The sequence below is a fragment of the Bradyrhizobium sp. S3.7.6 genome, assembly GCF_054061875.1.
On record NZ_JBSSEQ010000001.1, the window covers coordinates 6,298,661 to 6,311,515 of the forward strand.

The 12,855-nt window shown below is 58.9% G+C and carries 10 protein-coding genes; 8 read left to right on the forward strand and 2 right to left on the reverse strand.

Going from position 1 to position 12,855, the window contains the following annotated elements; all coding sequences use genetic code 11:
• Positions 1-11: 11 nt before the first annotated feature.
• The gene (locus ACVJ5M_RS31130) at positions 12-278 is read right to left on the reverse strand and encodes a metal-sensing transcriptional repressor (protein WP_063984071.1); all 267 of its coding nucleotides are present in this window, start codon (positions 276-278) and stop codon (positions 12-14) included.
• Positions 279-1,107: 829 nt separating this feature from the next.
• On the opposite strand from ACVJ5M_RS31130, the gene ACVJ5M_RS31135 reads away from it, so the two are divergent.
• The 8 genes from ACVJ5M_RS31135 to ACVJ5M_RS31170 all read left to right on the forward strand — a co-directional run bounded on the left by ACVJ5M_RS31135 (position 1,108) and on the right by ACVJ5M_RS31170 (position 11,098).
• Positions 1,108-3,087 (forward strand): carbohydrate porin, encoded by a 1,980-nt coding sequence (locus ACVJ5M_RS31135; protein ID WP_354100311.1) that lies wholly within the window; start codon positions 1,108-1,110, stop codon positions 3,085-3,087.
• 16 nt (positions 3,088-3,103) lie between these two features.
• Positions 3,104-4,837 carry an ABC transporter permease gene (locus ACVJ5M_RS31140; protein ID WP_231144559.1) on the forward strand — a complete coding sequence of 578 codons (1,734 nt, stop codon included), beginning with the start codon at positions 3,104-3,106 and terminating at the stop codon, positions 4,835-4,837.
• A gap of 27 nt (positions 4,838-4,864) precedes the next feature.
• Positions 4,865-6,169 carry an ABC transporter ATP-binding protein gene (locus tag ACVJ5M_RS31145; RefSeq protein WP_063984074.1) on the forward strand — a complete coding sequence of 435 codons (1,305 nt, stop codon included), beginning with the start codon at positions 4,865-4,867 and terminating at the stop codon, positions 6,167-6,169.
• 267 nt (positions 6,170-6,436) lie between these two features.
• Positions 6,437-6,709, forward strand: a complete 273-nt coding sequence (locus ACVJ5M_RS31150) for a hypothetical protein (protein WP_063982644.1) — start codon at positions 6,437-6,439, stop codon at positions 6,707-6,709.
• Between the two features lie 139 nt (positions 6,710-6,848).
• Complete coding sequence (locus ACVJ5M_RS31155; RefSeq protein WP_063984076.1) at positions 6,849-7,040, forward strand: hypothetical protein; 192 nt, start codon at positions 6,849-6,851, stop codon at positions 7,038-7,040.
• The gene (locus ACVJ5M_RS31160) at positions 7,037-7,333 is read left to right on the forward strand and encodes a hypothetical protein (RefSeq protein ID WP_063984077.1); all 297 of its coding nucleotides are present in this window, start codon (positions 7,037-7,039) and stop codon (positions 7,331-7,333) included. The genes ACVJ5M_RS31155 and ACVJ5M_RS31160 overlap by 4 nt, the downstream gene beginning before the upstream one ends.
• Positions 7,334-8,233: 900 nt before the next feature.
• Positions 8,234-9,550, forward strand: a complete 1,317-nt coding sequence (locus ACVJ5M_RS31165) for an O-antigen ligase family protein (protein WP_063984079.1) — start codon at positions 8,234-8,236, stop codon at positions 9,548-9,550.
• Positions 9,551-9,763: 213 nt separating this feature from the next.
• A complete protein-coding gene (locus ACVJ5M_RS31170) occupies positions 9,764-11,098 on the forward strand; it encodes a cellulase family glycosylhydrolase (RefSeq protein WP_187387741.1) in 1,335 nt (444 codons plus the stop codon).
• A gap of 80 nt (positions 11,099-11,178) precedes the next feature.
• Here the strand turns inward: ACVJ5M_RS31170 and ACVJ5M_RS31175 are convergent, their stop codons facing one another.
• The gene (locus ACVJ5M_RS31175) at positions 11,179-12,732 is read right to left on the reverse strand and encodes a polysaccharide biosynthesis protein (RefSeq protein ID WP_063984081.1); all 1,554 of its coding nucleotides are present in this window, start codon (positions 12,730-12,732) and stop codon (positions 11,179-11,181) included.
• Between the last annotated feature and the right edge of the window lie 123 nt (positions 12,733-12,855).

Sequence of the window (12,855 nt, forward strand, 5' to 3'; positions counted from 1 at the left end):
GGTCAACGGCCTCAGAGGTATTTCGCCAGCAGCTTGAACTCCTTGAGCGTCGCCCTGCCCTTCGACCCCGCGGCGGGGAAGGATCGTTCAAGACTATGACTGAGATGATCGTGGACCAGCATCTTTTTGGCGTTCTCGATCGCTCCTTCCACCGCCTGCAATTGTTGGGCGATCTGGACGCAAGGGCGATCCTGTTCGATCATCTCTATAATCGTTTCGAGATGGCCGTGTGCGCGTTTCAGGCGGCGGGCAATCGAGCTGTGAGCATGATCTTTCATGACGTCTCCTATCCTCCCAGGGAGGATACGTCATATCCTCCCTGGAGGATAGAACTGTGTGCTTGACTCCACGCGATCGCAAGCATATTGGGCCAGTCACCGTCTGGAACATTCCGTTCCCGACGGATCACAACCAGACGAAGAGCTATGGGCAGTACCACCTATGGCGCCGCGCTCCCCGAAGGAGCAACGCAGCCGCAGAACACAAGCGTCCGCGAAAGCGGCGGCAGCGACAGGAATTACGACCGCAAATAGGCGGTCTCGTTCCGCTCACTGACCTGCCGCGTCATGCGGAGGTGGAGGTGAGCGATGTTGAAGGTAATCGCACGAATTCGGTTGCGCGGACTTTGCCGCTTTGCGCGCAGAGCAAGCGGTCCCTTTCCCGCCAACGACAATCTACGCGTCCACAACGTTGGCCGATCGATCCGCCCGCGGCTTCTCTGCCGCTGGTCGACGGACGACAATGGACTGGTCTGCCATTGGTCCGAGGAGATGACCGTGGCGCCAGGATTGCCGCGCCAATGGTCGGCGTCTGAGCCACTTCAGGCACCCTGGATTGGATCTGGCGCGTAAGCCGTCGCCGATGGTGGGCCCGATGATCAAGGCACTTTTCGCACGACTGCGACGCCTAGTGGCGGCGGCCGTCCTTCGGATGGCCAGCCGAACTCTGCATTGCGCCATGATCCTCCACGGTCAGCGACGGATTTCCCATCAAGGTCTTCGAGCGGTCCTGTCCGGAACACGCTGGCTGGGACGACTAGGCGCCTGGCTCGCTTTGGGACAGCGGCGCAAGCAGTGATCGGCGGCTGCCGATGCACGGAGGTTTGGAATGAAGCGATTTCTTGCCATTGGAAGCGTACTCACGGGCTTGGGATGCCCCCAGCCGCATGCCGCCGATCTGCCGCTGAAGGCACGAACGGCGAAGACCCTCTACGACTGGACCGGCTTCTATGTCGGCGGCCATTTCGGCTACGGCGATGCGAGCTTTGGGCCCGGCACCAACCCTCTGCCCGCGCAGGGAATGATCCTGCCGTCCAGCGCGACCGGCCTCTCCGGCGGCTACCAGCTTGGCTACAATCGCCAGCTCGCAAACCGTATCGTGCTCGGAATCGAGGCGGACTCCACGTTCACCGGTCCGCGCGACGTCGTCGCGCATGGACGGTCACCGACCCCCTTCAACACCACAATCGACTATGTCGGCACCGTGCGCGGCCGCATCGGCTATGCCTTCGACCGCTTCATGCCTTTCGTCACCGGCGGTTTCGCCTGGGGCCATACGCATATCAACATCAATGATGCCGACGGTGTCTCGGAGCTGTTTCCGGTCGGAAAGTATCAAACCGGGTGGACGGCGGGCCTCGGCCTTGAATTCGCCGTCAGCGGCAATTGGAGCGCAAAGGCCGAATACGACTACGTCGCGCTGTCGCGACGAACCTACGATCTCAGCGGCTTTGGCCTCGCCAATGTCGATGTCGAACCGCGCGTTCATCTGTTCAAGCTCGGCCTGAACTACCACTTCGGCGATACGCCCTGGATGGCGCCGATCAACGGCAAGACGAAACTGCCGGAGTCCGGCGACTGGAATGTCCACGCCCAGACGACCGTGCTGCCGCAGGGCTACGGGCCGATCCATTCGCCCTATGCGAGCCCGCAGAGCCTGCCCGGCAGCGGCCAGTTTCAGGCGACGTGGACGACCACGGCGTTTCTGGGTGCGCGGCTGTGGGACGGCGGCGAATTCTACTTCAATCCCGAGCTGGCCCAGGGCTTTGGTCTCAACGGCACGCTCGGACTTGCCGGCTTCTCCAATGGCGAAGCCCAGAAGGCTGGCGCGCCGTTCCCGAAAATCCGTCCGCAGCGCTACTACTTCAAGCAGACCTTCGGCCTCGGCGGCGAGCAGGAAGAGGTGGCCGACGCGCCGAACCAGCTCGCCGGCAAGCGCGACATCGACCGCATCACGCTGATCGTCGGCCGTTTTGCCGTCGGTGATTTCTTCGACGGCAACTCATATGCAAAAGACCCGCGCGCCGACTTCATGAACTGGGCGATGTGGTCGTCGGGGGCGTACGATTTCCCCGCCGACCTGCCCGGCTACACGCGTGGCGCCGTGGTCGAGCTCAACCGCAAGGATTGGGCCGTGCGCGCCGGACTGTTCCAGGTCCCCGATGCGCCCAACAGCGACACACTGGTCTACAAGACGGGCGGCGCGGTCGTCGAATTCGAGGAGCGCCATTCGATCTTCGAGCAGCCGGGCAAATTGCGTGTCGGCGTCTTTGCCAATGGCGGCAACACCGCGAACTATCGCGAAGTCCTGACACTGGCGGCCGCCAACCCTGCGCTCAACATTAACGACATCGCCACCGCAACCCAGCGCATCCGCTCCAAATACGGCTTCTACGTCAATCTCGAGCAGCAGATCGTCAACGACGTCGGGCTGTTCGCCCGCGCGAGTTGGAACGACGGCCAGAACCAGATTCTGTCATTCACCGACATTGACCGCGGTCTCTCCGGCGGCCTGTCGATCAAGGGCGGCCGCTGGGGACGGCCGGACGACACGGTCGGCATCGGCGGCGCCATCAACGGCTTGTCGGCCGGGCATCGCGACTTCCTCGCCGCCGGCGGCATCGGCCTCCTGATCGGCGACGGCCGTCTCAACTACAACAACGAGCGGATTCTCGAGGCCTACTATGCCTATTCGGTGATCGAGGGCGTGACGATGACCGCCGACTATCAGCTCGTCGTCAATCCCGCCTACAACGCCGATCGCGGGCCGGTCTCGATCTTCTCGGGCCGCTTGCACGCGGAATTCTAACTGAGAGGACCGCATCGTGAGGCTACAGGATATTCGCAGAACCACAATCGGGTTGGCAGCACGTCCCAATGTCTGGGACGTCGCGGCGCTGATCCTCGTCATCGGCGCCATGGTGCTGATCGTCTATGGCGGCCAGCAGACCGTCGCGCCCCTGTCCGAACTGGAGCGCGCGCCGGTCTCGCTCGATCCGGCAAACCTGCCGCTCTACGCCTTGCGCACGACGTTGCGGATGCTGCTTGCGATGGTGTGCTCGACTGTCTTCACTTTCGTCTACGCGGCGATCGCCGCCAAGAGCCGGCGCGCGGAGCTGGTCATGATCCCGCTGCTGGATATCCTCCAGTCGGTGCCGATCCTCGGCTTCCTCACCTTCACTGTCGTCTTCTTCATGAATTTGTTTCCGGACCAGGTGCTGGGCGCCGAGCTCGCCTCCGTGTTTGCGATCTTCACCAGCCAGGCCTGGAACATGACGTTCAGCATGTACCAGTCGATCCGCAACGTGCCGAAGGACCTCGAGGAGGCCACGCAAAGCTTCCATTTGTCCGGCTGGCAGCGCTTCTGGCACCTCGACGTCCCCTTCGCGATGCCGGGACTGATCTGGAACGCGATGATGTCGATGTCGGGTGGCTGGTTCTTCGTGGTCGCCTCGGAAGCGATCACCGTCGGCACGACCACGGTGACCTTGCCGGGGATCGGCTCCTATGTCGCGCTGGCGATTCAGCAGCAGGATTTGTCGGCCATCCTCTACGCCCTCCTGGCGATGCTGCTCGTGATCATCGCCTATGATCAGCTGCTGTTCCGCCCCATCGTCGCCTGGGCCGACAAATTCCGCTTCGAGCAGACCGCCTCAGGCGAGGCGCCGGCCTCCTGGATGCTCGACCTGTTCCGCCGGACTCGGGCGCTGCGTGCGCTGACCCTTCCTTTCGCGGCGCTGAACCGCGCGATCTCGAACTTGCGCATTCCGCTGCCAAAGCTGCCGCCCGCGGCACCAGGTAAAGACCAGACGTCACGCCTCGTCGATACGGTCTGGATCGCATTGATCCTCGCCGGCACGGCCTATGCCGCCTGGCTGACCTATCGCTATCTCTCGGCCAGTCTCGGAATGTCCGACGTTCTCGTCGTCATCAGGGACGGGCTCATCACGTTGTTGCGCGTCGCCATCCTGATCAGCCTCGCCACGCTGATCTGGGTGCCGGTTGGCGTGTGGATCGGGCTTCGCCCGAAGCTGGCCGAACGGATCCAGCCGCTGGCCCAGTTTCTGGCGGCCTTCCCGGCCAATCTCGCCTTCCCCGTCTTTGTCGTCGCCATTGTCAGCTTCAAGCTCAATCCAGACATCTGGCTGAGCCCGCTGATGATCCTGGGCACGCAGTGGTACATCCTGTTCAACGTGATCGCGGGCGCGAGCGCCTTTCCGACCGATCTGCGCGAAGCCGCCGGCAGCTTCCATCTCCGGGGATGGCGGTGGTGGATCAAGGTCATCCTGCCCGGAATCTTCCCGTACTACGTCACCGGTGCAATCACGGCATCCGGCGGCTCCTGGAATGCGTCGATCGTCGCGGAGGTCGCAAGCTGGGGCGACACGCATCTGAAGGCCACCGGGCTCGGCGCCTATATTGCTTCCGCAACGGAAGCCGGCGACTTCCCGCGCGTCGTGCTCGGAATTGCCACGATGTGCATCCTGGTGACGTTGTTCAATCGACTGATCTGGCGGCCGCTCTACGCGTTCGGCGAGCGGCGCCTGCGCCTTGGCTAACGAGACTTGAGTAGAGGAGAGCCCATAATGCTCGACCAAACTGCCACATTGATCGATATCCGCTGCGTCTGCCGCTCCTTTCCAAAGGGTAGCGGCGATGAATTTCTGGTGCTAGAGAACGTCGACCTAACGATCCGGCCAGGAGAGATTGTTGGACTGCTCGGCCGCTCCGGGTCCGGCAAATCGACACTTCTACGGATCATCGCCGGACTGGTCAGCCCTTCGTCAGGCGAGGCAACGTGCCGGGACCAAGCCATCATTGGCCCACCGAACGGCGTTGCCATGGTGTTTCAATCATTCGCACTGTTTCCCTGGCTGACGGTTCTGCAAAATGTCGAGCTTGGACTGGAAGCGCTAGGCGTCGATGCCACCGAGCGCCGCAAGCGCGCACTGGCGGCGATCGACCTGATCGGCCTCGACGGCTTCGAGTCGGCCTTCCCAAAAGAGCTCTCGGGCGGAATGCGCCAACGCGTGGGCTTTGCTCGCGCTCTTGTTGTGCACCCCGACTTGTTGTTGATGGACGAACCCTTTTCGGCGCTCGATGTACTCACCGCTGAGACGCTGCGGACCGATCTGATCGATCTCTGGATCGAGGGTCGACTACCCATCAAGTCGATCCTGATGGTGACGCACAATATCGAGGAGGCAGTCCTGATGTGCGATCGCATCCTGGTATTTTCATCCAATCCAGGGCGTGTCGCCGCCGAGATCAAGGTCGACCTGCCTCATCCACGCAACCGGCTTGATCCGCATTTCCGCCAGCTTGTCGACAGCATCTATGCCCGCATGACCCAGCGCGCCGAGCCGAAGGCATCTTCGATCGAAGGCATTTCCGGGACCGGTATCGGCATGACTCTGCATCACGTCTCATCCAACGTGCTGTCCGGCCTGATCGAGACGCTGGCGGGACCGCCCTATCACGGACACGCCGACCTGCCCGTGCTCGCAAGCCAGCTCCAGCTCGAAGCAGACGAAATCCTGCATCTCGGCGAATCTCTTCAGCTTCTGCGGTTGGCCCAACTCAGCGAAGGGGACTTGATGCTGACGGAAGCAGGCAAGCGTTTCGCTCATCTCGAGACCGACGCACGCAAAAGGTTGTTCGCCGAACATCTCGTCGCATACGTTCCGGTGATGGGATTGATTCGCCGCGTGCTCGACGAACGTCCCTCGCACACTGCGCCCGTGGCGCGGTTCCGCAACGAGCTCGAAGACTATATGTCCGAGGATTATGCGGACGAAACGCTCAAGACGATGGTGTCCTGGGGCCGTTATGCCGAGCTGTTCGCCTATGACGAGCAGTCCGAGACTTTTAGCCTTGAAAATCCGGGCTAATAAGCTGCTAGGGTCGAGCTCGGCGCGCGGGTAGTCGAAGCTGCCGTTGGGCGCATCTCGATCAACGGAAAGGCCGCCCTTGCCGCCAGGCTGCCGCAACAGCATCCGGAGAGTCTCGAGCGCCTCAAGCGCGGATCGATGGTCTGACGATGTGCGGCTATCGGATATTGAGTCGAAATTCGTCTGCCAGACGTGCGGCAGAAGAGGCGCCGATGTCCGACCAGACTTCGATTGGAATAGGCCGACCGTGCCAGCTATGGGGTACCGATGAAACTTGCCACCGAACGATCCTTCGCCAACCCAGAAGTCGCGGCCCGCAAGCTGATAGAACTCGCGACGACTATTGAAGCTGTCCAGGACGGCCGCATCCACATCGAGAAGGTCAACGCGCCCTTCCTTTACACGCTAAAAGCCAGTGGCTCGGAGTTTGGGGCCGGCATCAAGTATGCGGTTGAATGCGGCTGGCTCGAGCTGCACGAGAGCGGGACCTATGTCCGGCTGATCGGCACCAGCGCAAAAGCGGCCCCAGCAAAAGACTAAGTTGCCGGGGCCGTTTGGAGGCTACCTTGGCGGTAATGGGGTCGCCAGGTGGTCATGAGCATAGGAAAAACCGGCAATCAAATCTGTCTGCTTTTGCACAAAGCGTTATAGTTCCAGATCGGGAACGGAACCGATCACCATGAAAGACATGCAGGCTCAGTTGGAAAAGCTGCGAACGGATGCTGCCGAGTGCGCCTTGATTCGTGATCTGGCAACTGAGCCCAGGAAGCGAGAACTGTTCACCAAGCTGGCCGAGCATCTGACAATCCTGGCCGATGAGGTTGAACGCGCCATTGGTGCCGCGGGACATGATCTGAAGCGGAAGGAATGACCGAACGAGGCTGGGGTCGGCGTTTCAAGGATCCGGTCACGATCGACAATCACGTACTGGTGACGCTGCTCGACGCCGGCGAGTACATCGCCACGCTGCCGAAGAAAGAGCACGCCGTACTGGAGTGGCAAGCGGCGATGGAAGCCTTGATCGTGGTGGCGGAAGGTGGTGGCCCGACGATGTTTGCCCGCATCGGGGTCATGCGGGCATTGAACCGCCACTATGTCCCGGAGCTTAGCCCGAAGGGCAAAGAGCCTCATTGGGGCCGGCGAAAGCTGAAGAGGGATCAATAAGAGGCCGTCTCAGTTGGCGGCCTCAAAGCTTGAACAACAAGATTGCCACTAGAACGACGGGGAAAAGCCCGACCAAGCAAATGAAAAACCGAAACGCCCATTCCTCACGCATCACCTTAGCGTAGCTGGGGCTTTCTTCCTTGGCATGTGCAGTCTGTGCCGCCGGCCGCCAGGTGGCAGCTCGAACCCTCGCGAAATCGGAAAAGCCGCAGCGTGGTTCCAGCCCCCACTGCGGCATTCCCGGAATAACGAAAAAACTTGGTGCTCAAATCGCGCCGGTGTTCCTTCAGTAGAACACCCCGTTCCGAAAATGGAGTCCGGACAACTACCGGACTCCGGTTTTCTACGCATTGTCACTTGGAGGGCCAACATGGCACGCCATAGCAATTCCAGCCCCAATGCTCCCGGCTGCCGATCCAATTGCGGATTAGAGCGCAGGGAGTGGTAGGCCCGCCAGCGCTCGAAAGCTTCGCAGGAAACTCAACTGAGGCCGCCAGCTGGGGCTGCCTACGTCACGCTTGCGGTGGCCAACCATCTCCCAGAGATTGCCACGAGTAGACCGCCTAAAACGGTTCGAGGGTGACGGCGGGACAAAAGACCGACCGCGGCAACTCGGCCATTTTAAGCTTGTTTCGCAAATACTTAATTATTTATTTCCCTGGTATTTAAAATGTGCTGTAGCAATATTCGGGGAATCCTCGTCGTTTACGATTTGTCGCCCACTGAGACATTCGCGTCCTGACGACCTCTCAGCGTTCGTCGCGCAAGACCAGTTGGATCATGCAACGAAATTCGGTTTTTCAAAAACGTAACTTCTATCGGCTCAAGCTTCAGCGACCTACAGAAAATTCGGGACCGCCCTCGGTTCCGTTGCCGGTCACGATCATTTCCGGAATTTGCATGATCGCGATGATCGGCGGATTTGCGCTGCAGATTGCCGGCATCGACACTGGCCGTCCGATGGACCTCGGTGCAGATGGCTCCCTTCGCAGCCAAATCGTGCTGAGCTTGTGCTATTTGGTTGCGATTCTTCTCCTGATCTCGTCCAATTTCTGGACAACCGTTCGTCATAGCTGGCCTGTATTTATCCTTCCTCTGCTGGGCTTCCTATCAATGTTGTGGTCGCCAGACCCGCTGTTGACTCTGCGAAAGAGCGTTGCCCTGTCTGGGACCGTACTTTTTGGAATTGCCATTTGCTCAAAGTTTGGAACGGTAGGCTCGCTGCGTTTATTCCTCTGGACGCTGTCCTCTATTATCGTTGCAAGCTTTGTCTGGGTCTTTGTTTTTCCTTATCAGGGTGTCCATCAGGCCACAGATGTTTTTCCTTTTGAGGCGGTCCACGCGGGTTCCTGGCGCGGGGTGATTGGCCATCGGACCGCCTTGGGGCAGCTGGCCGCGCTGTCGTTCGTACTCGTGCTCTTTTATGGCCGCGTTGCCTTCACAAGTTATGCAGTTCGCGTTGCCATCATCACTATCAGTCTGGTGTGCCTGTACGGAGCCAACTCCGGTGCCGCCTACGCCGTAGCGGGTTTCATGCCCGTCCTGCTGGCCACGCTGATGCTCGTGGGTCGATGCTCATTTCAAATACGAATAGCCGCATTGCCGTTCCTGACGCTTGCGCTTCTGATGATCGCATTATTCGGCGGCGATCTTGCAACGCTCACACTTAATGCTCTTGGAAAGGAGCCCGATTTGACGGGCCGCGTTCCGCTGTGGGGCTACCTGATTGGGCTAGCCGACCAGCGCCCGCTCCTTGGCTACGGTCTCGCAGCAGGTTTTACCAAGATAGTATCACCTCAGATCGAAGGTATAGGATACGGTCAGTTCCTCAACGCGCATAATGGCTTTATGGAGATACTAATTTCGTTCGGGTATGTTGGTCTCGCACTATGCTTGGCCCTGCTCGCCTGGCAATTTTGGATTGCGGCGCGACTTCTGATATCTGGAGATGAAGAGAAGTCGCACATCAACGCGTTTCCGTTGGCGATTTTCATTTATATGATTGGGGCCAACGTTGTAGAGTCGGCGTTTCTAGCGCCAAATAGCTGGTATGCGGTCTTGCCGGCGATGGCGATGGTGACCGCGAGCTCCGAGCTTTCCGCATTGAGACGCTTGGGCGCGCGTTCTAGATCGCTCAACAGTCCCCCCGGACTGCTCAAGCGCCAGTACAGGCGAGAGCCTAAACGACGATTGGGAGTTGGCTCCAACCCCGCCTAGCCGGCCGCCGGCTCCAATCAACTCCTAACGCCGGAAGGTCCGCCGAGATTGTCGAGCGGCCGTTAGAAATCAAATTTGTCTACGCCGAAATGTTCTCCGCTGGCCGCAAGATATCAAAGCGGAGGCAGGTCGGACATCCACGGAGTCGTCGATAACCTAAGATTGGGCATTCCATTGAACGCTTGTCACTTTCGAGAACTACGGACGATGGCGATGGCTACAGCTCTTGCCATCTGCTGCTCGGGCCTTCCCTCTCACGCGTCAATGCAGAAACCGCAGCTGAGCGACGGCCCTGCCTTCTCCGATAATCACAAGACCCTGGTCTGCTTAAACACATTTCAGCCGTTCGGATACGGCTTGTCGATCGGCCCCCCAGGATCGGCTGTTTACGACGAGGATCCCTTTCGAAACGGCGGCTCCGACCAAGCAATCATGCCAAAATCGCGGCTCGCTTTGATCAACTCGTCTGGCTTTGACTGCCTCAGAATGGTGATAGACGTTGGCGCGTTGATGTCGGCTCGCTCCGAAACCTTACTTGATGCATTAGTTGCGCAGATAATGATCGGCATTTCCCGGAGAGTAGACAGTGGACTGAGGGTCCTAGTGGATATTCATCCCTTCCCTCGAGGAGCTCACCCGGTCTCCGGCTTCGCGGATGTCGATTTGCTGGATGGCGAGACCGGGGAGAAGTTTCAGCGCTTGATCCACGTCGTCAGCAAGCTTGCCATTTCCATCGGGGCGCGCTTTCCGCCAGCTCTGGTTGCTATCGAGCTTTTCAACGAACCCCCGTCACCCACTTCATTCAACGATCAGCGCCCCTGGAACGAGCAAATCGAATTCTACTGGAAGCAGATCCGCCTGATCCTGCCAACTCACACATTAATCGTGGCCGGAACCGGCTTCGCGGAGCTCGACGGATCGGTCAGCGGGGACTCGTCAGCGGGTGTTGTCAATCTAAGGCCCGACCGCTTTGACGCGAATACCGGCTATGCGATCCACCCCTACGAGTCCGCCACCTTCACGCATCAAGGGTATGCTGGATTCTTCTCTCATGTCGGCGGTCTTGAGTTTCCTGCTGCAATGGACAGAGATGGTAAGCTCGCCGCAGAAAATATCTTTCGAAGAAACGTGGCGGCAGATCCAAATCTGACCCACTCGGCAAAATCGCAACTAATCTACGACTTTCTGTATCGAACGGTTCACAGCTACAGCTTCGAGAAGTACAGGACAACCTTTGGCAATGCGGAGTTGTTGCTGAAGCGAATGAATGTCGTAAACACCTGGGCCGACCTTCATCACTTGTCACGCAAGCAAATCATGAATACGGAGTTTGGCGTAAATCGCGACCAAGCTGGTTGCGTCGGAAAGGCTCCCTCGAAAAGCGCCTTCAATTTCGTCCGGGCGATACGGGACAACTCATTTGCAAGCGGTATAGGACTGATCACTATCCATCAGATGCAAGGCGATTGTTTTGCGATCTCTTCTGCAGCTCCCCCGTTCGCATTTGAGGCGGATATGCTGGAGGCCCTGAGGCTGCCCGGAAGGTAGGTTCTCGAAGAGCACTTTGACTTTGAGCGACCGAAGCCATGGCTCGATCAAACGGCGCCTGAGGGCGAGCCCATCTATCCCTATCGGGCCCAACGCGTGATCGCGCGACTCAGGGACTGCAGGGACGACGGCATGGTCAGACTGAGACTCGCGACCTCATCCTTACGCAGTGGGCGTACAACAAACACCGTCAAGAAGAAGAGACCTGTAGCCAGCACGGCCAAGGTTAGGTTTCCGAAGTCTGGTCGGGCGTAGCGAGCAAGCAAAGCAAATAGAACGGAGCCGCCTGCCGCTGTTCCGACCTGGAGCGAGCGAACGGGGTCTATTGCCCGCCATGTCTCGACGCGTCGATGGGCAAGCATGATGATTCCGATACGGATTGCACTTTCAGTGAGCGGAATGAACAGGACTGCGAGAAGGCCCCAACGATCTGCAGTCAGGTAGAGAGCTGCGACCCCCAGCAGCGATACCGGCCAGAGCGCCAGGAAGACGGTGTGCTTAAGCTGAACGCTCGTAACAATCTCGCATATCCGGTAAATCGTCTGAAACAAGAGGATCAACATGACCAACGGGAGCAAGTAGTAGTACGGAGCATATTCCGGCCGTGATACAAGCGCGATGATCTCTCGTCCCGCGAGGCCGGTAAGAATTGAGAAAGCCAGAAAGCAGACCAACTCAAGCTTGAACACCAACGAAAGCGAGGAAAACACTCGCGCAGGCGCCATCGTGAACCTGGCGAACAAGGGCTCCAGACTTGGGAGGATCATCAGACCGGGAAACGCTCTTTGAATCGAAACGCAAAGCCCTTGCACAAACGAAAATGCGGAAAACGTAACAATATCGAGCCCGCCTTTGGCAAATATCCTGACAACCGAGGGACTGGTAATCAACCAACCAATGTTGGACGCGTAGATTGATGCGGCGAAAAGCGGAGCATCCTTCGCGCTCAGGCGGGGCAATCGCTGCTCGCTGGTCGCGATCAGAAGACTTGAGATATGCGGCCTGAGCCGGATCAATTTTAAGAGTATGATGATCACCGCAACGAACGTCGTCACAGCCGATATTGCGATCACTGTAGCGCCGCTGATTTCATGACCGGAAAGTGCAAGAAGGAGTACGCACGCGCTTCGCAAAAGGACATCGATCGTTCCCGATATCGCGGTCGTCGCGTGCACAATCCAGCTTTGCGCCAACATCTCCAAATCGGTCGTCACCGCATAGCCCGCATACCAAACAGCGAACGCGCAGATCGTAAGCATCCCTTCGCCCATCAGCAACGTGTCTCGCGCGAACGTCGCGAGCAGACCAATTGCACCCAGCGCCACCAGGATAGATCCCCCCCTTACGAGAGCCACCCTCTTCAACAGGGCCGCGAGGCCTTGATAGTCACCATCCGCTGTAAGCGATGGAACATAACGCAGCAACGTACGATCAATGCCGAACGAAAGTAGCCGCTCCATCGTCAAAAGGATTGCAAGGAAGATCGCATAGGTCGCGTAGCCGCTCGGCGGTAGCGTTTTCACCACAAGGATCTGAAAGAAGAATCCCAGGAACAGATTGATGAACTTGAACGCGTAGTGGATCTGGAACGCGCGATGAATATTGATGTGCTTATGTGGTCCTTCGGTATTCACGGCCTGTCGAATCCGCACAGAGACTTCCGATCGAGGTCACAGGCATCGCGAGCGTTCACGTCGATCGCCACCTTCGACCTTTCACTCTCCGTCGTGAGCGACAGAGCGCGCACTCTGGTTCCA

What these genes read in the sequence shown, in the direction of transcription:
- ACVJ5M_RS31130 (WP_063984071.1), bottom strand. Translation starts at nt 278, where the DNA reads ATGAAAGATCATGCTCACAGCTCGATTGCCCGCCGCCTGAAACGCGCA.
- ACVJ5M_RS31135 (WP_354100311.1), top strand. Translation starts at nt 1,108, where the DNA reads ATGAAGCGATTTCTTGCCATTGGAAGCGTACTCACGGGCTTGGGATGC.
- ACVJ5M_RS31145 (WP_063984074.1), top strand. Translation starts at nt 4,865, where the DNA reads ATGCTCGACCAAACTGCCACATTGATCGATATCCGCTGCGTCTGCCGC.
- ACVJ5M_RS31150 (WP_063982644.1), top strand. Translation starts at nt 6,437, where the DNA reads ATGAAACTTGCCACCGAACGATCCTTCGCCAACCCAGAAGTCGCGGCC.
- ACVJ5M_RS31155 (WP_063984076.1), top strand. Translation starts at nt 6,849, where the DNA reads ATGAAAGACATGCAGGCTCAGTTGGAAAAGCTGCGAACGGATGCTGCC.
- ACVJ5M_RS31160 (WP_063984077.1), top strand. Translation starts at nt 7,037, where the DNA reads ATGACCGAACGAGGCTGGGGTCGGCGTTTCAAGGATCCGGTCACGATC.
- ACVJ5M_RS31165 (WP_063984079.1), top strand. Translation starts at nt 8,234, where the DNA reads ATGATCGCGATGATCGGCGGATTTGCGCTGCAGATTGCCGGCATCGAC.
- ACVJ5M_RS31170 (WP_187387741.1), top strand. Translation starts at nt 9,764, where the DNA reads ATGGCTACAGCTCTTGCCATCTGCTGCTCGGGCCTTCCCTCTCACGCG.